A 22,261-nucleotide genomic window follows, 5' to 3' on the forward strand; every position below is an offset into this window, starting at 1 on the left:
CCGTGCAGATCCCCGCCCTCGCCGACGCCGAGGAACTCTCCTGCGACGTCCTGGTCGTCGGGGGCGGCACGGCCGGCACGATGGCCGCGCTCACCGCCGCCGAACACGGCTCCTCCGTCCTGCTGCTGGAGAAGGCGCACGTCCGCCACTCGGGCGCCCTCGCCATGGGCATGGACGGCGTCAACAACGCCGTGATCCCCGGCCGGGCCGAACCCGACGACTACGTCGCCGAGATCACCCGTGCCAACGACGGCATCGTCGACCAGTCCACCGTCCGGCAGACCGCCGAGCGCGGGTTCGGCATGGTGCAGCGGCTGGAGTCGTACGGGGTGAAGTTCGAGAAGGACGAGCACGGGGAGTACGCCGTCCGGCAGGTGCACCGCTCCGGCTCGTACGTACTGCCGATGCCCGAGGGCAAGGACGTCAAGAAGGTCCTCTACCGGCAGCTGCGGCGCCGGGAGATGCGGGAGCGGATCCGGATCGAGAACCGGGTGATGCCGGTCCGCATCCTCACCGGAGACGACGGCCGGGCGATCGGCGCCGCGGCCTTCAACACGCGTACCGGTGCGTTCGTCACCGTGCGCGCCGGAGCCGTCGTCCTCGCCACGGGACCGTGCGGGCGGCTCGGCCTGCCCGCTTCGGGATACCTCTACGGCACGTACGAGAACCCCACCAACGCGGGCGACGGTTACGCCATGGCGTACCACGCGGGGGCCGAGCTGACCGGCATCGAGTGCTTCCAGATCAACCCGCTGATCAAGGACTACAACGGGCCGGCCTGCGCCTACGTGGCCAATCCCTTCGGCGGCTACCAGGTGAACCGGCACGGCGAGCGGTTCGTCGACTCCGACTACTGGTCGGGGCAGATGATGGCGGAGTTCGCGGCGGAGGTCGCCTCGGACCGCGGACCGGTGTACCTGAAGCTGAGCCACCTGCCCGAGGAGTCCGTCAGCGCCCTGGAGAGCATCCTGCACACCACGGAACGGCCCACACGGGGCACGTTCCACGCGAACCGTGGCCACGACTACCGCACGCATGACATCGAGATGCACATCTCCGAGATCGGCCTGTGCGGCGGGCATTCGGCCTCCGGCGTCCGCGTCGACGACCGGGCCCGCACGACGGTGCCGCGCCTCTACGCGGCCGGGGACCTGGCGTGCGTCCCGCACAACTACATGATCGGCGCGTTCGTCTTCGGCGATCTCGCCGGCGCCGACGCCTCGCAGTACACCGCGTACGAGGGCGAACTGCCCGCGGAGCAGCTGCGCGAGGCCCACGAGCTGATCTACCGGCCGCTGCGCAACCGGGAGGGGCCGCCGCAGACCCAGGTCGAGTACAAGTTGCGCCGTTTCGTGAACGACTACGTGGCCCCGCCCAAGTCGGGGGCACGGCTCTCGCTCGCCCTGGAGTCCTTCGAGCGGATGCGCACGGACATCGCGGAGATGGGGGCGACTTCCGCGCACGAGCTGATGCGGTGCGCGGAGGTGAGCTTCATCCGGGACTGCGCGGAGATGGCGGCGCGCTCCTCGCTGGCCCGCACGGAGTCCCGCTGGGGGCTCTACCACGAGCGTACGGACCATCCCGAGCGCGACGACACGGACTGGTTCCACCACCTCGACCTGCGCAAGTCGGCCTCGGGCGCGATGGAGTTCACGGCGCGGCCGGTGGCGCCGTACCTCGTGCCGGTGGACGGTTTCGAGCCGGTCGGCGGGGCGTCCAGGGAACTGGGCGAGGTCGAGGCGGAACAGGTCGCGACGGCGGGAGCACGCGAGTCGGCCCCGTCCGGATCGACGGCGACCGTGCGCACCAGGGCCGCCGCCTCCGACCCCGCCGGCCCGTCCCCCCGCATCCTGGAACTCCTCGCGCTGGCCGAGGACCAGCCGGAGCTGCCCGACCTCGCCCCGTATCTGACCGACTCCGACCCGGCGGTCCGGCGGGCCGCCGTGGCCGCGCTCACCGAGTCGACCCCTGCGGGCGCGGGACCGGCGCTGGCGGCGACGCTCGCCGACCCGGCGCCGTCGGTGCGGGCGGCGGCCGCCGCCTCGCTGCGGGAGCTGGTCGAGGTACTGCCGGCCGAGCCGGCCCTCCGGGAACCGCTGGTGGCGGCCCTCGGCTCGGACGACCCGGTCGTCCGGGCCACGGCGCTGGACACCCTGCGGGCGCTGCGGCTGGGGGAGGCGGAGCTCTTCGCGGGCACGCTCGGCGATCCCGACATCGCCGTACGCCTCCACACGGTGAGCGCGCTGGTCTCGGTGGACGCGGCCGATCTGCTGGCCGAAGCGGTGACCGACCCGTCCCGCGAGGTCCGGGTGGCCGTCGCGAAGGGCCTCGGGGCCACGCGGTCCCCCCGCCCGGAACCGCTGACACCACTGCTCGAGGACCCGGACCCGCTGGTGCGGGCCGCAGCCCTGGCGGCGCTCGCCGCGACGGGATGCCCCGCGCCGTACGCCGTCCGGGCCACTGCGGCATTGACGGATCCGGCCTGGCAGGTCCGGGCAGGAGCGGCGGCGGCGCTCTCGTCTGCGGACCCGGTTCCGGCTGTCGCGGCGCTGGCCGGGGCGCTGGGAGACCCGAACGCCGACGTCCGGAAGGCGGCGGTCCTGGCGCTGCTGCACCACACGTCCCACGACGCCGCCCGGGAGGCCCTGGCCGGGGTGCTCACCGACCCGGACGCGGACGTGCGTGCCTATGCGGCCAGGGGTGCGGCGGTCAACGGGGCGTGAGGCGTTCGCACGTGCGGGGGACCCCATCTCGTTGCCTGCGGATACGCTGAACAGACCCGCGAGACTGCGTTCATGGGAGCACTGATGAGCATCGAACCCGAGGCCCCCCAGCCGCGGTGGGCGGTCCCGCCCGTGGGCGGCTGGACCGCCGATGACCTGGACACACTCCCGAATCTGCCTCCGCACACGGAGCTGATCGACGGGAGCCTCGTTTTCGTGAGTCCGCAGACCGTGTTCCATGAGCGTGCAATCGACTATCTCAAGTGGCAGTTGCAGTCGGTCGCGCCACTCGACCTGGAAGTCTTTCGCGAGTTCACCATCGACGTCGACTTCCAGAACCGGCCTGAACCCGATGTCGTCGTCGTCCGTGCGGACGCGGTCGAGAGCCTGCGGCAGACGCGGTTCCCCGCAGACAGTGTGGTGCTGGCCATCGAGGTCGTGTCCGACGAGTCCGTCACCCGTGACCGGGAGACCAAACCCGTGAAGTACGCGCGCGCGAGAATCCCTCACTACTGGCGGGTGGAGAACCAGGACGGCCGCACGGTCGTCTACGTCTTCGAGCTGGAACCCGCCACCGGCGTATACACATCCACCGGGATCTTCCACGATCAGATGAAGATCTCCGCGCCCTTTCCCCTCGATCTCGACCTGACCGCGATCGTCTCCCGCCGCCGGGCGGCGGACCCCCGGTAGGGACCCGCCCCAGCTCACTCGTACTCGGGCGGCTCCTCGTCCCAGCCGAACTCCGGGTCCGGTGTCCCGGCGGCGGGCTGAGCCGCCGGGGCCGGTGCCCGGGCCGGTGCGGGGACGCCCGCTTCCGGCGCTGCAGGCGGGGCGACCGTCTCCCGTGCGGGGGCAGCCGCTTCCGGGGCTGCGAGCGGGGCCGCGTCGCCCAGCCCCGCCAGCACCTCCAGCACCCCCTCGCCGTAGGTCGCCAGCTTCTTCTCGCCGAGTCCGCTGACCCCGCCCAGCTCTGCCAGGGAGCCGGGGCGCAGGACGGCGATCTCCCGCAGCGTCGCGTCGTGGAAGATCACGTACGCCGGGAGGCCCAGCTCCTTCGCCGTCGCCCCGCGCCAGGCACGCAGCGCCTCGAAGACCGGGACGGCCTCCGCCGGGAGGTCGGCCACCGCGGCGGCCGACTTCGCCTTGCGCTCGCCCGGGCCACCACCGGACCGGGTCGTCGGCCGCTTCGGCTCCTTGCGGAGCAGGACCTCGCGCTCCCGGCCGAGCACGGAACCGCTCTCCTCGGTCAGCACCAGCGTGCCGTACTCACCCTCGACCGCGAGCAGCCCCTGAGCCAGCAGCTGGCGCACCACGCCCCGCCACTCCGCCTCCGCGAGCTCCTCGCCGATACCGAAGACCGAGAGCTGGTCGTGGTCGAACTGGATGACCTTCGCGGTTTTGCGGCCCAGCAGGATGTCGATGATCTGCCCGGCGCCGAACTTCTGGTTGCGCTCCCGCTTCAGCCGGACGACGGTGGACAGCAGCTTCTGGGCGACCACCGTGCCGTCCCAGGTCTCGGGCGGGGTGAGGCAGGTGTCGCAGTTGCCGCAGCTCTCCGCGCCGGGTTCCTGGCCGAAGTACGTCAGGAGCTGGGCGCGGCGGCACTGCACGGTCTCGCAGAGCGCCAGCATCGAGTCGAGGTGCGAGGCCGCCCGGCGCCGGAACGCCTCGTCGCCCTCGCCGCCCTGGATCAGCTTGCGCTGCTGGACGACGTCCTGGAGCCCGTAGGCCATCCACGCCGTGGAAGGCGCCCCGTCACGGCCCGCACGGCCCGTCTCCTGGTAGTAGCCCTCGACGGACTTGGGCAGGTCGAGGTGGGCGACGAAGCGGACGTCGGGCTTGTCGATGCCCATGCCGAAGGCGATGGTCGCGACGACGACCAGGCCCTCCTCGCGGAGGAAGCGCGACTGGTGGGCGGCGCGCGTCGCGGCGTCCAGACCCGCGTGGTAGGGCACGGCCTCGATGCCGTTACGGCTGAGGTATTCGGCGGTCTTCTCCGTGGAGTTGCGCGAGAGGCAGTAGACGATGCCGGCGTCCCCCGGGTGCTCCTCCTTGAGGAACGTCAGCAGCTGCTTCTTCGGGTCGGACTTGCCCACGACGCGGTACTGGATGTTGGGCCGGTCGAAGCTGGCCACGAAGTGCCTGGCGTCGGGCATGCCCAGGCGCTGGGTGATCTCCCGGTGCGTGGCGTCGGTCGCCGTGGCCGTCAGCGCGATGCGTGGCACGTCGGGCCAGCGCTCGCCCAGGACGGAGAGGGCCAGGTAGTCGGGGCGGAAGTCGTGGCCCCACTGGGCGACGCAGTGCGCCTCGTCGATGGCGAAGACGGAGATCTCACCCCGGGCCAGGAGGGACAGGGTGGAGTCCAGGCGCAGCCGCTCGGGCGCCAGGTACAGCAGGTCGAGCTCGCCCGCCACGAACTGGGCCTCCATCGAGCGGCGCTCGTCGAAGTCCTGCGTGGAGTTCATGAAGCCCGCGCGGACACCGAGTGCCCTCAGAGCGTCCACCTGGTCCTGCATGAGGGCGATCAGCGGGGAGACCACCACGCCCGTCCCCGGCCTGACCAGGGCGGGGATCTGGTAGCAGAGCGACTTGCCGCCGCCGGTGGGCATGAGCACGACCGCGTCCCCGCCCTCGACGACATGCTCGATCACCGCGCCCTGCTCACCGCGGAACGCCTCGTACCCGAACACCTTGTGCAGGGTCTGCTGCGCGGCGCTCTCGGTCGTCACACTCATCGTTCCGCCCGTTCCGTTCCGTCCTGCACCCGTCCACAGCAACCATAGGCGCCTCCTACGACAACGCCGGACGGGCTTGACTTCCCAAGGCCCGTCCGGCGTGTGCACCGCTCCTCGCTCCGCCTACCGGACGAAGACCCCCGCCTGGCTCGCGAGGTCGAGGAAGTACTGCGGGGCGATGCCCAGCACCAGGGTGACGGCGACGCCGACCGCGATCGTGGTCATCGTGAGCGGGGACGGGACGGCGACCGTGGGGCCGTCCACCTTCGGTTCGCTGAAGAACATCAGGACGATGACCCGGATGTAGAAGAACGCGGCGATGGCCGACGAGATCACACCCACCACGACCAGCCCGGACGCGCCGCCGTCCGCCGCCGCCTTGAAGACGGCGAACTTGCCGGAGAAGCCCGAGGTGAGCGGGATGCCGGCGAAGGACAGCAGGAACACCGCGAACACCGCCGCGGTCAGCGGGGAGCGCCGGCCGAGCCCGGCCCACTTCGACAGATGTGTCGCCTCCCCGCCCGCGTCGCGCACCAGGGTGACGACGGCGAAGGCGCCGACGGTCACGAAGGAGTACACCGCGAGGTAGAAGAGGACCGACGAGATCCCTTCGGGGCTGGACGCGATGACGCCGGCGAGGATGAAGCCCGCGTGCGCGATGGAGGAGTAGGCCAGCAGCCGCTTGATGTCGGTCTGGGTGATCGCGACGATCGCACCACCCAGCATCGTGACGATCGCGACGCCCCACATGACGGGGCGCAGGTCCCAGGTGAGGCCCGGCAGCACCACGTACAGCAGGCGCAGCAGGGCGCCGAAGGCCGCGACCTTGGTGGCCGCCGCCATGAAGCCGGTGACCGGGGTGGGGGCGCCCTGGTAGACGTCCGGGGTCCACATGTGGAACGGGACCGCACCGACCTTGAAGAGCAGACCCATGAGGATCATCGCCCCGCCGATCAGCAGCAGCGCGTCGTTGCCCATGGTGTCGGCGAGTGCCGGGTCGATCTGCTGGACCGTGCCGTCGACCACGTTGGCGATGCCGGCGTACGAGACGGAGCCCGCGTAGCCGTAGAGGAGGGCGATCCCGAAGAGGAGGAAGGCCGAGGAGAACGAGCCGAGCAGGAAGTACTTCACCGCCGACTCCTGCGACATCAGCCGCTTGCGGCGGGCGATGGCGCACAGCAGGTAGAGCGGGAGGGAGAAGACCTCCAGGGCGACGAAGAGCGTCAGCAGGTCGTTGGCCGCGGGGAAGACGAGCATGCCCGCCACGGAGAAGAGGACCAGCGGGAAGACCTCGGTCGTGGTGAAGCCGGCCTTGACCGCCGCCTTCTCGCTGTCGCTCCCCGGGACCGACCCCGCCTGGGCGGCGAAGGAGTCCACGCGGTTGCCGTGCGAGGCCGGGTCCAGGCGCCGCTCGGCGAACGTGAAGACCGAGACCATGGAGACCAGCAGGATGGTGCCCTGCAGGAAGAGGGCCGGACCGTCGACCGCGACGGCACCCATCGCGGCGATGTGCGCGTTCTTCGTGGCGTACCCGTCGGCGGCCAGGCCCACCACCGCGGCGAACGCGGCGGCGAGGGCGACGACGGTCAGGAACACCTGCGTGGTGTACCGCGCCCGGCGTGGGACGAAGGCCTCCACCAGGACGCCCAGGACGGCGACGCCGACCACGATCAGGACGGGCGCCAGTTGGGCGTACTCGATGGTCGGTGCGGTGAACGTGTCGCCCGGGGCGGCCGAGGTCACCCCGCCCGCCGTCGTCCACAGGCTGTGGACAGCTGTTGCGCTCACTTGGCGGCCTCCACCTCGGGCTGGGGGTCCTTCTTCTGTACGTCGTGCATGGTGTGCCGCACCGCCGGGTCGACGACCTCGGTGAGGGGCTTCGGGAAGACACCCAGGAAGATCAGCAGCGCGATCAGCGGCAGGGCCACGGCCAGCTCACGGACCCTGAGGTCGGGCATACCCCTCACCCCCTCCCTGACCGGTCCCGTCATCGTCCGCTGGTAGAGGACCAGGACGTAGAGCGCGGCGAGGACGATGCCCACGGTGGCGATGATCCCGACCGCCGGGTAGGCGCTGAAGGCGCCCACCAGGACGAGGAACTCACTGACGAACGGGGCGAGTCCGGGCAGTGACAGGGTGGCCAGGCCGCCGATCAGGAAGGTCCCCGCCAGCACGGGCGCCACCTTCTGCACCCCGCCGTAGTCGGCGATGAGCCGCGAACCGCGGCGGGTGATCAGGAATCCGGCGACGAGCATCAGCGCGGCCGTCGAGATCCCGTGGTTGACCATGTAGAGCGTGGCACCGGACTGGCCCTGGCTGGTCATCGCGAAGATGCCGAGCACGATGAATCCGAAGTGCGAGATCGACGCGTAAGCGATGAGCCGCTTGATGTCGCGCTGGCCGACGGCGAGCAGCGCCCCGTAGATGATGGAGATCAGCGCCAGTACGAGGATCACCGGCGTCGCCCACTTGCTGGCCTCCGGGAACAGCTGGAGGCAGAAGCGGAGCATCGCGAAGGTGCCGACCTTGTCGACGACCGCGGTGAGCAGGACGGCCACCGGGGTGGTCGCCTCCCCCATGGCGTTGGGCAGCCAGGTGTGCAGCGGCCACAGCGGGGCCTTCACCGCGAAGGCGAAGAAGAATCCGAGGAACAGCCACCGCTCCGTGCCGGTCGCCATCTCCAGCGAGCCGTTGGCGCGGGCCTCGGCGATCTCCGAGAGCGAGAAGCTCCCCGCGACGACGTAGAGCCCGATGACGGCGGCCAGCATGATGAGGCCGCCGGCCAGGTTGTAGAGGAGGAACTTCACGGCCGCGTAGCTGCGCTGCGCCGCCGCGTTCTCGTCGCTGCCCGAGTGCGCCCGGTCCCCGAAGCCGCCGATGAGGAAGTACATCGGGATGAGCATGGCTTCGAAGAGGATGTAGAAGAGGAAGACGTCGGTGGCCACGAAGGAGAGGACCACCATCGCCTCCACCATCAGGATCAGGGCGAAGAAGCCCTGGGTGGGACGCCAGCGCGAGGACGAGGTCTCCAGGGGGTCGGCGTCGTGCCAGCCGGCCAGGACGACGAAGGGGATCAGCAGCGCGGTGAGCGCGAGGAGCGCCACCCCGATGCCGTCGACGCCCAGTTCGTACCGGACGCCGAAGTCCTTGATCCAGGCGTGCGATTCGGTGAGCTGGTAGCGGTCGCCGCCCGGTTCGAAGCGGGCGAACACGATGCCGGTCAGGACGAGCGTGGCCAGCGAGACGGCCAGCGCGAGCCATTTGGCCGCGGTGCGCCGTGCGGCCGGGACGGCGGCGGTGGCGATCGCGCCGATCGCCGGGAGCGCCGCCGTCACGGTCAGGAGGGGAAACGACATGGGATCAGACCGCCCTCATCAGCAGGGTGGCGGCGATGAGGACCGCCGCACCGCCGAACATCGAGACCGCGTAGGAGCGGGCATAGCCGTTCTGCAGCTTGCGCAGCCGGCCGGAGAGCCCGCCCATGGAAGCGGCCGTGCCGTTGACGACGCCGTCGACCAGGGTGTGGTCGACGTAGACCAGGGAGCGGGTGAGGTGTTCGCCGCCGCGGACCAGGACCACGTGGTTGAAGTCGTCCTGGAGCAGGTCCCGGCGGGCCGCCCTGGTGAGCAGCGAACCGCGCGGGGCGACGGCCGGCACGGGCCTGCGCCCGTACATGGCCCAGGCGATGGCGACACCGACGACGAGCACCACCATGGTGGCGGCGGTCACGGTGCTCGCGCCGACCGGGGCGTGGCCGTGGTCGTGCCCGGTGACGGGCTCCAGCCAGTGCATGAACCGGTCGCCGATGGAGAAGAAACCGCCGGCGAACACCGACCCGAAGGCGAGTACGACCATCGGGATCGTCATCGACTTCGGTGACTCGTGCGGGTGCGGCTCGCTGTGCTCACCGGCCGTCTCCGCGGCGGGCTCCACATCCGGCTCGGCGGGCGACGGAGTCGCCGAACGGCGCCAGCGCTCCTCGCCGAAGAAGGTCAGCAGCATCACGCGCGTCATGTAGAACGCGGTGATCGCGGCGCCCAGCAGGGCGACCGATCCGAGGATCCAGCCCTCGGTGCCCCCCTTGGCGAACGCGGCCTCGATGATCTTGTCCTTGGAGAAGAAGCCGGACAGGCCGGGGAAGCCGATGATCGCGAGGTAGCCGAGGCCGAACGTCACGAAGGTGACCGGCATGTACTTCCGCAGACCGCCGTACTTGCGCATGTCGACCTCGTCGTTCATGCCGTGCATGACCGAACCGGCACCGAGGAAGAGCCCGGCCTTGAAGAAGCCGTGCGTCACCAGGTGCATGATCGCGAAGACGTACCCGATGGGGCCGAGGCCCGCGGCCAGGATCATGTAGCCGATCTGCGACATCGTCGAACCCGCGAGGGCCTTCTTGATGTCGTCCTTGGCGCAACCGACGACGGCACCGAAGATCAGCGTGACCGCGCCGACGACCACGACGACGAGTTGCGCGTCCGGTGCGCCGTCGAAGATCGCGCCGGAGCGGACGATGAGGTAGACGCCCGCGGTCACCATGGTGGCGGCGTGGATGAGGGCCGAGACGGGGGTCGGGCCCTCCATCGCGTCACCGAGCCAGGACTGCAGCGGCACCTGGGCCGACTTGCCGCAGGCGGCCAGGAGCAGCATCAGGCCGATCGCCGTGAGCTTGCCCTCGCCCGTCTCCCCGGTCGCTTCCAGCACCGGGCCGAAGGCGAAGGTGCCGAAGGTGGTGAACATCAGCATGATCGCGATCGACAGGCCCATGTCGCCGACCCGGTTGACCAGGAAGGCCTTCTTCGCGGCGGTGGCCGCGCTGGGCTTGTGCTGCCAGAAGCCGATGAGCAGGTACGACGCCAGGCCGACACCCTCCCACCCGACGTACAGCAGGAGGTAGTTGTCGGCGATGACCAGGATGAGCATCGCGGCGAGGAAGAGATTCAGGTAGCCGAAGAAGCGGCGGCGCCGTTCGTCGTGCTCCATGTAGCCGATCGAGTAGATGTGGATGAGCGTGCCCACGCCTGTGATCAGCAGGACGAACGTCATCGACAACTGGTCGAGCTGGAAGGCCACGTCGGCCTGGAAGCCCTCGACGGGGATCCAGCTGAACAGCTTCTGGTGCAGGGCCCGGTCCTCGGCGCCCTTGCCCAGCATGTCGGTGAACAGCACGACGCCGACGACGAAGGACGCGCCGGCGAGCAGGGTGCCGATCCAGTGGCCGACGCGGTCGAGGCGCCGGCCGCCGCACAAGAGGACCGCGGCTCCGAGCAGGGGCGCCGCGACCAGCAGCGCAATCAGGTTTTCCACGACTGCGACCCCTTACAGCTTCATCAGGCTGGCGTCGTCGACCGAGGCCGAGTGGCGTGAGCGGAACAGCGACACGATGATCGCGAGCCCGACGACGACCTCCGCGGCGGCGACGACCATCGTGAAGAACGCGATGATCTGGCCGTCGAGGTTGCCGTGCATCCGGGAGAACGCGACGAACGCGAGGTTGCAGGCGTTGAGCATCAGCTCGATGCACATGAACACCACGATCGCGTTCCGCCTGATCAGCACACCGGAGGCGCCGATCGTGAACAAAAGGGCCGCGAGGTAGAGGTAGTTGACCGGATTCACTTGGCGACCTCCTCCTCTTCTTCTGCGTGGTCACGGCCCAGCCGCTCCTCCGAGCGCTGTTCCAGCGCCTTGAGGTCGGCGAGCGATTCGTTCGACACGTCGCGGATCTGGCCGCGCCGGCGCAGCGTCTGCATGACGGTGAGCTCGGACGGGGTGCCGTCCGGGAGCAGTCCCGCGATGTCCACGGCGTTGTGCCGTGCGTAGACACCGGGGGCGGGCAGTGGCGGGACGTGGTTGCTGCGCACCCGCTCCTGGGACATCTCCCGCTGGGTCTTGGCGCGTTCGGTGCGCTCCCGGTGGGTGAGGAGCATCGCGCCGACGGTCGCCGTGATCAGCAGGGCGCCGGTGATCTCGAACGCGAACACGTACTTGGTGAAGATGAGGTTGGCGAGGCCCTCGACGTTTCCGCCGTGCCGGGCGTTCGCCGTGGCGAGGCCGTTGAAGCTCGTCAGGGAGGCCTGCCCGATACCGGCGATCAGGAGGATGCCGAAACCGAGCCCGCACGCGGCGGCCAGCCAGCGCTGGCCCTTGAGGGTCTCCTTCAGCGAGTCCGCCGCCGTGACGCCGACGAGCATGACGACGAAGAGGAACAGCATCATGATCGCGCCGGTGTAGACGACGACCTGGACGATGCCCAGGAAGTAGGCGCCGTTGGCGAGGTAGAAGACCGCCAGCACGATCATGGTGCCGGCGAGCGAGAGCGCGCTGTGCACCGCCTTCCTCATGAGGACGGTGGAGAGCGCGCCGATGACGGCGACGGTGCCGAGCAGCCAGAACTGGACGGCCTCGCCGGTCGAGGTGGCGGAGGCCGCTGCGGCCAGGGTGGCACTCACGCGTCCACCTCCTTGTCCGCTTCTTCCTCGGAGACGGCCCTCTGGCGTTCCGTGCCGGCGGCGGCCTCGGTCACCAGGCCCCGGTAGTAGTCCTGTTCGTCCATGCCGGGGAAGATCGCGTGCGGGCTGTCCACCATGCCTTCCTCGAGACCCGCGAGCAGCTCGTCCTTGGTGTAGATGAGGCTCTCGCGGGTGGTGTTGGCGAGCTCGAACTCGTTCGTCATGGTCAGGGCGCGGGTGGGGCAGGCCTCGATGCAGAGCCCGCACAGGATGCAGCGCGCGTAGTTGATCTGGTAGACGCGGCCGTAGCGCTCCCCCGGGGAGTAGCGCTCCTCGTCGGTGTTGTCCGCGCCCTCCACGTAGATCGCGTCCGCGGGGCACGCCCACGCGCACAGCTCGCAGCCGACGCACTTCTCCAGCCCGTCCGGGTGGCGGTTGAGCTGGTGGCGGCCGTGGAAGCGCGGGGCCGTCACCTTCTGCGTCTCCGGGTACTGCTCGGTCAGCCGCTTCTTGAACATGGCCTTGAAGGTCACGCCGAAGCCGGCCACCGGATTCATGAACTTGTCCCCTGAGGGCTCCGATGACTCAGACACCGTCAGCCTCCTTTCCGTTACCCGCGGAGTCGTCACTCTGAGTATCCGACCCGCCACTGACAACGAGCTCCCGCTCGCGCCGTGGCGTGCGGCGCGGCACCGGCGGCAGGGTCTGGCCGGGCAGTGGCGGCACCGGGTATCCGCCCGCCATCGGATCGAACGCCGGTTCCGGACCGGCCGCCTCCTCGGCGGACTTGGCCTTGCGGTCGCGGAAGATGTCGGCCACGAACGAGACCAGCAGAACCGCGATGACGGCCCCGGCGACGTACAGCAGGATCCTCGAGAAGTCGTACCCCTCGTTGCGCAGCGCCCTGACCGTGGCCACCAGCATCAGCCACACCACGGAGACCGGGATGAGCACCTTCCAGCCGAGCTTCATCAGCTGGTCGTAGCGGACCCGGGGCAGCGTGCCGCGCAGCCAGATGAAGAAGAAGAGGAGCAGCTGGACCTTGATGACAAACCAGAGCATCGGCCACCAGCCGTGGTTCGCGCCCTCCCAGAAGGTGCTGACCGGGTACGGAGCCCGCCAGCCGCCCAGGAAGAGGGTCACCGAGACGGCGGAGACGGTGACCATGTTGACGTACTCGGCGAGCATGAACATCGCGAACTTGATGGACGAGTACTCGGTGTTGAACCCGCCGACCAGGTCGCCCTCGGACTCCGGCATGTCGAACGGGGCGCGGTTGGTCTCACCGACCATCGTGACGACGTAGATGATGAAGGAGACCGGGAGCAGGATGATGAACCAGCGGTCCTCCTGCGCCGCGACGATCTCCGAGGTCGACATCGACCCCGAGTAGAGGAACACCGAGGCGAACGCGGCGCCCATCGCGATCTCGTAGCTGATCATCTGGGCGCAGGAGCGCAGGCCGCCGAGCAGCGGGTACGTCGATCCGGAGGACCAGCCGGCGAGCACGATGCCGTAGATGCCGACGGAGGCGACCGCGAGGATGTACAGCATCGCGATCGGCAGGTCGGTCAGCTGCATCGTCGTGCGCTGGCCGAAGATCGAGACCTCGTTGCCGGACGGGCCGAACGGGATCACCGCGATCGCCATGAAGGCGGGTGCCGCGGCGACGATCGGTGCCAGGACGTAGACGACCTTGTCGGCCCGTTTGACGACGACGTCCTCCTTCAGCATCAGCTTGATGCCGTCGGCGAGCGACTGGAGCATGCCCCAGGGGCCGTGCCGGTTGGGGCCGATGCGCAGCTGCATCCAGGCGACGACCTTGCGCTCCCAGACGATGGAGAACAGCACGGTCACCATCAGGAACGCGAAGCAGAACACCGCCTTGACGACGACGAGCCACCACGTGTCCGTGCCGAACACCGAGAGGTCCTCGGCTGCCAGGACGGTGCCCCGGGGTGCCGCGGCGAGTTGAGCGAGGGCGGTCACTCTCCTACCTCCGATGTCACGACGTGGGAGCCCGGTGCGGCCGGACCGATCCGCACCAGACCGCCGGGCTGGGCGCCGGTGTCGGCGGGGACGCCCCGGCCGACGGAGTTGAGCGGCACCCAGACCACCCGGTCCGGCATGTCGGTGACCGCGAGCGGGAGTTCGGTCGTGCCGGTGGGGCCGGTGACGGCCAGCAGGTCGCCGTCCTTCACCCCGGCCTCGGCCGCGGTGGTGGCGGAGACCCTGGCGAGCGCCGCGTGCCGGGTGGCGGCCAGGGCCTCGTCGCCCTCCTGCAGCCTGCCCCTGTCGAGCAGCATGCGGTGGCCCGCGAGGACCGCCTCCCCGTCGCCGGGCCGTGGCACCGGACGGGAGACCGCGTGCGGGTCGTCGGCGTACGGGCCGGGCCGGCCGCCGAGGCGGTCGAGCTCGCGGCGGGCCGCCCGCAGGTCGGGCAGCGCGAGGTGTACGTCCAGCGCGTCGGCGAGCATGTGCAGGACCCGCGCGTCGGTCGGGCAGAGCGTACGGGGCAGCTGCTCGGGCTTGAGCGCGGCCTCGAACATCCGGGCCCGTCCCTCCCAGTTGAGGAAGGTGCCGGGCTTCTCGGCGACGGCGGCGACCGGAAGGACCACGTCGGCCCGCTCGGTTACCTGGCCGGGCCGCAGTTCGAGCGAGACCAGGAAGCCGACCTCGTCCAGCGCCTCCAGGGCCCGAGCCGGGTCGGGCAGGTCCTCGGGGTCGACACCCGCGACCAGCAGCGCGGCCAGCTCACCGGTGGCGGCGGCCTCCACGATCTGGCCGGTGTCGCGTCCGAAGCGGGTGGGGAGCCGGGCGACGCCCCAGACGGACGCCACCTCCTCCCGGGCCCGCGGGTCGGTCGCCGGACGGCCGCCGGGCAGCAGCGACGGGAGCGCGCCCGCCTCCAGCGCACCGCGTTCACCGGCCCGCCGCGGGATCCACACCAGCGCTGCGCCGGTCGCCGCGGCGGTGCGTACGGCGGCGCTCAGCGCGCCGGGCACCCCGGCGAGCCGCTCGCCCACCACGATCACGGCACCTTCGCCGTGGAGCGCCTCGGCAGCCACGGCGCCGTCACCCTCCAGGCCGACACCGCCCGCGAGCGCGTCCAGCCACTCCGTCTCGGTGCCCGGTGCGGCGGGGAGCAGCGTTCCACCCGCCTTCTCGAGGCCGCGCGTGGCGTGCGAGGCGAGGGCGAACGTCCGCTGCCCGTGCTTCCGGTGGGCCTTGCGCAGCCGCAGGAAGACGCCGGGGGCCTCCTCCTCCGACTCGAAGCCGGCCAGCAGAACGGCCGGGGCGTTCTCCAGCGAGGTGTACGTGCCCCCGCTGCCGTCCAGGTCGCGTCCGCGCCCGGCCACCCTCGCCGCCAGGAAGTCGGCTTCCTCACCGCTGTGGACCCGGGCCCGGAAGTCGATGTCGTTGGTGTCGAGGGCGATCCGCGCGAACTTGCTGTACGCGTAGGCGTCCTCGACGGTCAGCCGGCCGCCGGTGAGGACCCCGGCCCTGCCTCGAGCCGCCGAGAGGCCGGCCGCCGCGGCCGCCAGCGCCTCGGGCCAGCTCGCCGCTTCCAGGACTCCGTCCGCGTTGCGCACGAGCGGGGTGGTGAGCCGGTCGCGCTGCTGGGCGTAGCGGAAGCCGAAGCGGCCCTTGTCGCAGAGCCACTCCTCGTTGACCTCGGGGTCGTTGAGGGCCAGGCGCCGCATGACCTTGCCGCGCCGGTGGTCGGTCCTGGTCGCGCAGCCGCCCGCGCAGTGCTCGCACACGGACGGCGTCGACACGAGGTCGAAGGGCCGGGAGCGGAAGCGGTACGCGGCGGAGGTGAGCGCCCCGACGGGGCAGATCTGGATGGTGTTGCCGGAGAAGTACGACTCGAAGGGGTCGCCCTGCCCGGTACCGACCTGCTGGAGGGCGCCGCGCTCGAGGAGCTCGATCATCGGGTCGCCCGCCACCTGGTTGGAGAACCGGGTGCACCGCGCGCAGAGCACGCAGCGCTCACGGTCCAGCAGCACCTGGGGGGAGATCGGGACGGGCTTCTCGAACGTGCGCTTCTTCCCGTCGAAGCGGGAGTCGGTGCCGCCGTGCGACATCGCCTGGTTCTGCAGGGGGCACTCGCCGCCCTTGTCGCAGACCGGGCAGTCCAGCGGGTGGTTGATGAGCAGGAGCTCCATCACCCCCTTCTGGGCCTTCTCCGCGACGGGCGAGGTGATCTGCGACTTCACGACCATGCCGTCGGTGCACGTGATGGTGCAGGACGCCATCGGCTTGCGCTGGCCCTCGACCTCGACGATGCACTGCCGGCAGGCGCCGGCCGGGTCGAGGAGCGGATGGTCGCAGAAGCGCGGGATCTCGATGCCCAGGAGTTCGGCGGCCCTGATGACCAGGGTGCCCTTCGGCACGCTGATCTCGATGCCGTCGATCGTCAGCGTGACCAGGTCCTCGGGCGGGATGGCCGCCTCGCCGCCCCCGGAGGGCGCACTCGTGGTGACTGTCATGCGTTCACCCCCCGGTGAGCGTTCTTGTCGTCGGCCCAGACGGTCGACTTGGCGGGATCGAAGGGGCAGCCCTTGCCGGTGATGTGCTGCTCGTACTCCTCGCGGAAGTACTTCAGCGAGGAGAAGATCGGCGAGGCGGCGCCGTCGCCGAGGGCGCAGAAGGACTTGCCGTTGATGTTGTCGGCGATGTCGTTGAGCTTGTCGAGGTCGGCCATCTGCCCCTTGCCCGCCTCGATGTCGCGGAGCAGCTGGACGAGCCAGTAGGTGCCCTCGCGGCAGGGCGTGCACTTGCCGCAGGACTCGTGGGCGTAGAACTCCGTCCAGCGGGTGACGGCCCGCACCACACAGGTGGTCTCGTCGAAGCACTGCAGTGCCTTGGTGCCGAGCATGGATCCGGCGGCGCCGACGCCCTCGTAGTCCAGGGGGACGTCGAGGTGCTCGTCGGTGAACATCGGGGTGGACGAGCCGCCGGGCGTCCAGAACTTCAGACGGTGCCCGGCCCGCATGCCGCCGCTCATGTCGAGCAGCTGGCGCAGGGTGATGCCGAGCGGGGCCTCGTACTGGCCGGGGCTGGTGACGTGCCCGCTGAGCGAGTACAGCGTGAAGCCCGGGGACTTCTCGCTGCCCATGGACCTGAACCAGTCCTTGCCCTTGTGCAGGATCGCGGGAACCGAGGCGATGGACTCGACGTTGTTCACCACGGTGGGGCAGGCGTACAGGCCGGCGACCGCGGGGAAGGGCGGCCGCAGCCGGGGCTGGCCGCGCCGTCCTTCGAGGGAGTCGAGCAGCGCGGTCTCCTCTCCGCAGATGTACGCCCCGGCACCCGCGTGCACCGTGAGTTCCAGGTCGAGTCCCGAACCCAGGATGTTCGCCCCCAGATAACCCGCCTCGTACGCCTCACGCACGGCTTCGTGCAGCCGCCGCAGTACGGGCACGACTTCGCCCCGCAGGTAGATGAAGGCGTGCGAGGAGCGGATCGCGTAACAGGCGATCACGATGCCCTCGATGAGGCTGTGCGGATTCGCGAAGAGGAGCGGGATGTCCTTGCAGGTTCCGGGCTCCGACTCGTCGGCGTTGACCACGAGGTAGTGCGGCTTGCCGTCGCCCTGCGGGATGAACTGCCACTTCATGCCGGTGGGGAAGCCCGCGCCTCCGCGTCCGCGCAGACCGGAGTCCTTGACGTAGGCGATGAGGTCGTCCGGCGACATCGCGAGGGCCTTGCGCAGTCCCTCGTAGCCGTCGTGGCGCCGGTAGGTCTCCAGGGTCCAGGACTCCGGCTCGTCCCAGAAGGCGGACAGGACGGGAGCCAGAAGCTTCTCCGGGCTGGTCCCGTTCTTGCCGATCTCGGCTGCCAAGGTCATCACTCCCCCTCCTCGGCTACGGGTCCGGCCGGGTTCTCCGGGTCGGAGGCCGAGGTCTGCTGCGGCGCGTCGTGCGAGCTGAGGTGCTCGGACGGCGACGGGTCGTGCGGCGGTGTGTCCCGGGGCGCCTCGCCCCGCTGGCCGACCACCCGGGCCTGCGATCCCGCCTCGCCCTTGGCGAGCCTGAGTCCGGCCAGTGAGGCGGCGCCCGCTCCCCCGGACGCCTCGACGGCGCCGGGGCGCGTGTCGGGGAAGCCGGCCAGGATCCGGGCCGTCTCCTTGTAGGTGCACAGAGGGGCGCCGCGGGTGGGCTCGACGGTCCGGCCGGCGATCAGGTCGTCGACGAGCTGCGTCGCGCTCTCGGGCGTCTGGTTGTCGAAGAACTCCCAGTTGACCATCACGACGGGCGCGAAGTCGCAGGCCGCGTTGCACTCGATGTGTTCGAGGGTGACCTTGCCGTCCTCAGTTGTCATGTCGGACCCGTCGTCGCCGACGCCCAGGTGGGCCTTGAGCCGGTCGAAGATGGCGTCGCCGCCCATGACCGCGCACAGGGTGTTGGTACAGACCCCGACCTGGTAGTCGCCGCTCGGCCGGCGCCGGTACATCGTGTAGAAGGTGGCGACCGCGGTGACCTCGGCTGTGGTGAGGCCGAGGAGTTCGGCGCAGAACGCCATGCCCGTACGCGAGACGTACCCCTCCTCCGACTGCACCAGGTGCAGCAGGGGCAGCAGTGCGGAGCGGCTTCCCGGGTAGCGGGCGATCACCTCCTTCGCGTCCGCCTCGAGCCGGGTGCGCACCTCGGCCGGGTAGGCGGGGGCGGGGAGCTGCGGCATCCCCAGGCTGACTTCTTGACTGGATGCGGTCACCGGTCGACGCCTCCCATCACGGGGTCGATGGACGCGACGGCGACGATGACGTCGGCGACCTGGCCGCCCTCGCACATCGCCGCCATGGCCTGGAGATTGGTGAAGGACGGGTCGCGGAAGTGGACCCGGAAGGGGCGTGTGCCGCCGTCGGAGACGACGTGCACCCCCAGCTCGCCCTTGGGGGACTCGATGGCGGTGTACGTCTGTCCGGCCGGGACCCGGAAGCCCTCGGTCACCAGCTTGAAGTGGTGGATCAGGGCCTCCATGGAGGTGCCCATGATCTTCCTGATGTGGTCGAGCGAGTTGCCGAGCCCGTCGGGGCCCAGCGCGAGCTGCGCCGGCCAGGCGATCTTCTTGTCGCCGACCATGACCGGGCCCGGCTCCAGCCGGTCCAGGCACTGCTCGACGATCCTGAGCGACTGGCGCATCTCCTCGAGCCGGATGAGGAAACGGCCGTAGGCGTCGGCGGAGTCGGCGGTGGGCACGTCGAACTCGTAGTTCTCGTAGCCGCAGTACGGGTCGGACTTGCGCAGGTCGTGCGGGAGTCCGGCGGACCTGAGGATCGGGCCGGTCGCGCCGAGCGCCATGCAGCCGGCCAGATCGAGGTAGCCGACGTCCTGCATGCGCGCCTTGAAGATCGGGTTGCCGGTCGCGAGCTTGTCGTACTCCGGCAGGTTCTTCTTCATGGTCTTCACGAACTCGCGGATCCGGTCGACCGCGCCGGGGGGCAGGTCCTGGGCCAGTCCGCCCGGCCGGATGAACGCGTGGTTCATGCGGAGGCCGGTGATCAGCTCGAAGAGGTCGAGAACGAGTTCACGGTCGCGGAAGCCGTAGATCATGATCGTCGTGGCGCCGAGCTCCATACCGCCGGTGGCGACGCAGACGAGGTGCGAGGAGAGCCGGTTGAGCTCCATCAGGAGCACCCGCAGGACGGTGGCCCGGTCGGGGATCTGGTCCTCGATCCCGAGCAGCTTCTCGACCCCGAGGCAGTATGCGGCCTCGTTGAAGAACGGGGTCAGGTAGTCCATGCGCGTCACGAAGGTGGTGCCCTGGGTCCAGTTCCGGAATTCGAGGTTCTTCTCGATGCCGGTGTGGAGATAGCCGATGCCGCAGCGGGCCTCCGTGACGGTCTCGCCGTCGATCTCCAGGATGAGCCGCAGCACGCCGTGCGTGGACGGGTGCTGGGGGCCCATGTTGACGATGATGCGCTCGTCGTCGGACGTGACCGCGGACTCGACGACCTCGTCCCAGTCGCCGCCGGTGACCGTGTACACGGTCCCCTCGGTCGTGGCGCGGGGCGTCGAGTGGGGCGTTGCGTGTGGAGTGGTCATCAGCTGTACGACCTCCGCTGGTCCGGAGCCGGGATCTGGGCGCCCTTGTACTCGACGGCGATGCCGCCGAGGGGGTAGTCCTTGCGCTGCGGGAAGCCCTGCCAGTCGTCCGGCATCATGATCCGGGTCAGGGCGGGGTGCCCGTCGAAGATCAGCCCGAAGAAGTCGTAGGTCTCGCGCTCGTGCCAGTCGTTGGTCGGGTAGACCTCGACGAGGGACGGGACGTGCGGGTCGCTGTCCGGGGCGGACACCTCGACCCGGATCAGCCGCCCGTGGGTCAGTGATCGCAGGTGGTAGACCGCGTGCAGTTCGCGGCCCTTGTCCCCGAGGTAGTGGACCCCGCTGACGCCCGTGCAGAGCTCGAAACGCAGGGCGGGGTCGTCGCGCAGGGTGCGGGCGACCCGGAGCAGGTGTTCGCGGGCGACGTGGAAGGTGAGCTCGCCCCGGTCGACGACCGTCTTCTCGATGGCGCTCTCGGGAAGCAGGTCCTGTTCCTCGAGGGCTCCCTCCAGCTCGTCCGCCACTTCGTCGAACCAGCCGCCGTACGGGCGGGACGCGGCGCCGGGCAGGGTCACCGTGCGGACGAGTCCGCCGTAGCCGGTGGTGTCGCCGCCGTTCTCGGCGCCGAACATGCCCTTGCGGACGCCGATGACCTCACCGGAGTCCTCGCGCGGGGCGGGTACCTGGCCGCTGTTCGTGTTCGGTTCGTCGCTCATCGAAGCAGCCCCTTCATCTCGATCAGGGGCAGTGCGTTGAGGGCCGCCTCCTCCGCCTCGCGGGCGGCCTCCTCCGCGTTGACCCCGAGCTTGGAGCCCTGGATCTTCTGGTGGAGCTTGAGGATGGCGTCGATCAGCATCTCGGGTCGCGGCGGGCAGCCCGGCAAATAGATATCGACCGGCACAATATGATCAACACCCTGAACAATGGCGTAATTGTTGAACATTCCACCCGATGACGCGCAAACCCCCATGGAGATGACCCACTTGGGGCTGGGCATCTGGTCGTAGACCTGCCTCAGGACGGGCGCCATCTTCTGGCTGACCCGCCCCGCGACGATCATCAGGTCCGCCTGCCGCGGCGAGCCGCGGAAGACCTCCATGCCGAAACGGGCCAGGTCGTAACGCCCGGCCCCGGTCGTCATCATCTCGATGGCGCAGCAGGCGAGGCCGAAGGTGGCGGGGAAGACGGAGGACTTCCGCACCCATCCGGCAGCCTGCTCGACAGTGGTCAGCACAAAGCCGCTCGGCAGCTTTTCTTCGAGTCCCATGGTGTGCCCCTCAGCCCCTCAGTCCCATTCCAGACCGCCCCGGCGCCACACATACGCGTAGGCGACGAAGACGGTGAGCACGAAGAGCAGCATCTCCACGAGCCCGAAGATCCCCAGGGCGTCGAAGGTGACCGCCCAGGGATAGAGGAAGACGATCTCGATGTCGAAGACGATGAACAGCATCGCCGTCAGGTAGTACTTGATGGGGAAGCGGCCGCCTCCGGCCGGCGTGGGTGTGGGTTCGATACCGCACTCGTACGCGTCGAGCTTTGCCCGGTTGTAGCGCTTGGGGCCGATAAGCGTGGCCATGACCACGGAGAAGATCGCAAACCCTGCCCCCAGGGCGCCGAGCACGAGGATGGGCGCGTAAGCATTCACGCTCCTCGCTCCTTCCAGTCGTCCTTGACCGTTGGACCGCATCGGGCGACCGGCTCGCCACCTCACCAAGATCGTGCACATGTGAGGCAGTTCACAAGCCCGACTGCCCCGCATCCTATGCCTGCCGTCCTGTGATCTGCGACACGGGGTACGTCACCGACTTTGTGATCTCCACCACCCGGCGAACGATCATGAAGTCGGATGAGCGGTGATCTACGTACGCGAAGCGGCCGAGCAGTTACGAGACGTGACATTTGGCGGCGTTGTTGCTGGTCAAAGCCGTGCAGCACTATCAATCGTAGGCCTCTACATGCAAATTGGCGATGGACGGCAGGAGGGTGATATAGGAGGTGCCTTCATTTTCCGCCCACCCGGAAGAGGGGCCGCCCGGACCGAGGTGGACAGTGGCAATGCGCGCCCGTTCACTAACTCTCCGGATGCGAGGCCGGGGATGGCGAACGGTTCGTACGCGCCACCCTCGGCGACGCGTACGAACCGGATCGCCCGACCCCTCGGCCGGCGCGATCGGGCGGCGTCCGGATGGCAGGCGGGACGGTGGACCGGACAGTGGGCCGGACGGCGGGCAGGCCGGACCGCACGGCGGGCCGTACGGAGGGCCGTACGGAGGGGACGGCGGACCGAAGGAGAGGCG

General features: G+C 69.9%; 17 protein-coding genes. 2 read left to right on the forward strand and 15 right to left on the reverse strand.

Going from position 1 to position 22,261, the window contains the following annotated elements; translation table 11 throughout:
- The first annotated feature begins 2 nt into the window (after positions 1-2).
- On the forward strand, positions 3-2,723 hold the full coding sequence (locus QFZ58_RS15625) for a fumarate reductase/succinate dehydrogenase flavoprotein subunit (protein WP_307125526.1): 2,721 nt from the start codon (positions 3-5) through the stop codon (positions 2,721-2,723).
- 84 nt (positions 2,724-2,807) lie between these two features.
- Positions 2,808-3,416, forward strand: a complete 609-nt coding sequence (locus tag QFZ58_RS15630) for a Uma2 family endonuclease (RefSeq protein WP_307125527.1) — start codon at positions 2,808-2,810, stop codon at positions 3,414-3,416.
- 14 nt (positions 3,417-3,430) lie between these two features.
- Here QFZ58_RS15630 and recQ read toward each other — a convergent pair whose 3' ends face one another.
- From recQ to QFZ58_RS15705, 15 genes are all read right to left on the reverse strand, one after another.
- Positions 3,431-5,461, reverse strand: coding sequence for a DNA helicase RecQ (recQ, locus tag QFZ58_RS15635; RefSeq protein WP_307125528.1), 2,031 nt, complete (start codon positions 5,459-5,461; stop codon positions 3,431-3,433).
- Between the two features lie 123 nt (positions 5,462-5,584).
- Positions 5,585-7,249, reverse strand: a complete 1,665-nt coding sequence (gene nuoN / locus QFZ58_RS15640) for an NADH-quinone oxidoreductase subunit NuoN (RefSeq protein ID WP_307125529.1) — start codon at positions 7,247-7,249, stop codon at positions 5,585-5,587.
- Entirely contained in the window at positions 7,246-8,817 is a 1,572-nt protein-coding gene (locus tag QFZ58_RS15645; RefSeq protein WP_307125530.1) for an NADH-quinone oxidoreductase subunit M, read from the reverse strand. Before QFZ58_RS15645 ends, nuoN begins: the two co-directional genes overlap by 4 nt.
- A gap of 4 nt (positions 8,818-8,821) precedes the next feature.
- Positions 8,822-10,768 (reverse strand): NADH-quinone oxidoreductase subunit L, encoded by a 1,947-nt coding sequence (gene nuoL / locus QFZ58_RS15650; protein ID WP_307125531.1) that lies wholly within the window; start codon positions 10,766-10,768, stop codon positions 8,822-8,824.
- 12 nt (positions 10,769-10,780) lie between these two features.
- Positions 10,781-11,080, reverse strand: a complete 300-nt coding sequence (gene nuoK / locus QFZ58_RS15655) for an NADH-quinone oxidoreductase subunit NuoK (protein WP_069171239.1) — start codon at positions 11,078-11,080, stop codon at positions 10,781-10,783.
- A complete protein-coding gene (locus QFZ58_RS15660; protein ID WP_307125532.1) occupies positions 11,077-11,913 on the reverse strand; it encodes an NADH-quinone oxidoreductase subunit J in 837 nt (278 codons plus the stop codon). The genes nuoK and QFZ58_RS15660 overlap by 4 nt, the downstream gene beginning before the upstream one ends.
- Positions 11,910-12,506, reverse strand: a complete 597-nt coding sequence (nuoI, locus tag QFZ58_RS15665) for an NADH-quinone oxidoreductase subunit NuoI (protein ID WP_307125533.1) — start codon at positions 12,504-12,506, stop codon at positions 11,910-11,912. Before nuoI ends, QFZ58_RS15660 begins: the two co-directional genes overlap by 4 nt.
- Complete coding sequence (gene nuoH, locus QFZ58_RS15670; RefSeq protein ID WP_307125534.1) at positions 12,499-13,902, reverse strand: NADH-quinone oxidoreductase subunit NuoH; 1,404 nt, start codon at positions 13,900-13,902, stop codon at positions 12,499-12,501. The genes nuoI and nuoH overlap by 8 nt, the downstream gene beginning before the upstream one ends.
- Positions 13,899-16,406, reverse strand: a complete 2,508-nt coding sequence (locus QFZ58_RS15675) for an NADH-quinone oxidoreductase subunit G (RefSeq protein WP_307125535.1) — start codon at positions 16,404-16,406, stop codon at positions 13,899-13,901. Before QFZ58_RS15675 ends, nuoH begins: the two co-directional genes overlap by 4 nt.
- Positions 16,403-17,767, reverse strand: a complete 1,365-nt coding sequence (gene nuoF / locus QFZ58_RS15680; protein ID WP_307125536.1) for an NADH-quinone oxidoreductase subunit NuoF — start codon at positions 17,765-17,767, stop codon at positions 16,403-16,405. Before nuoF ends, QFZ58_RS15675 begins: the two co-directional genes overlap by 4 nt.
- The gene (gene nuoE / locus QFZ58_RS15685; protein ID WP_307128877.1) at positions 17,767-18,600 is read right to left on the reverse strand and encodes an NADH-quinone oxidoreductase subunit NuoE; all 834 of its coding nucleotides are present in this window, start codon (positions 18,598-18,600) and stop codon (positions 17,767-17,769) included. Before nuoE ends, nuoF begins: the two co-directional genes overlap by 1 nt.
- Positions 18,601-18,629: 29 nt before the next feature.
- The gene (locus tag QFZ58_RS15690; RefSeq protein WP_307125537.1) at positions 18,630-19,964 is read right to left on the reverse strand and encodes an NADH-quinone oxidoreductase subunit D; all 1,335 of its coding nucleotides are present in this window, start codon (positions 19,962-19,964) and stop codon (positions 18,630-18,632) included.
- The gene (locus QFZ58_RS15695) at positions 19,964-20,680 is read right to left on the reverse strand and encodes an NADH-quinone oxidoreductase subunit C (protein WP_307125538.1); all 717 of its coding nucleotides are present in this window, start codon (positions 20,678-20,680) and stop codon (positions 19,964-19,966) included. Before QFZ58_RS15695 ends, QFZ58_RS15690 begins: the two co-directional genes overlap by 1 nt.
- Positions 20,677-21,231: an NADH-quinone oxidoreductase subunit B family protein gene (locus QFZ58_RS15700; protein ID WP_069171248.1), complete on the reverse strand. Its 555-nt coding sequence runs from the start codon at positions 21,229-21,231 to the stop codon at positions 20,677-20,679. The genes QFZ58_RS15695 and QFZ58_RS15700 overlap by 4 nt, the downstream gene beginning before the upstream one ends.
- 18 nt (positions 21,232-21,249) lie before the next feature.
- Positions 21,250-21,609, reverse strand: a complete 360-nt coding sequence (locus tag QFZ58_RS15705) for an NADH-quinone oxidoreductase subunit A (protein WP_053654533.1) — start codon at positions 21,607-21,609, stop codon at positions 21,250-21,252.
- Positions 21,610-22,261 lie beyond the last annotated feature (652 nt).

It is taken from the genome of Streptomyces sp. B1I3, assembly GCF_030816615.1.
Classification (GTDB): domain Bacteria; phylum Actinomycetota; class Actinomycetes; order Streptomycetales; family Streptomycetaceae; genus Streptomyces.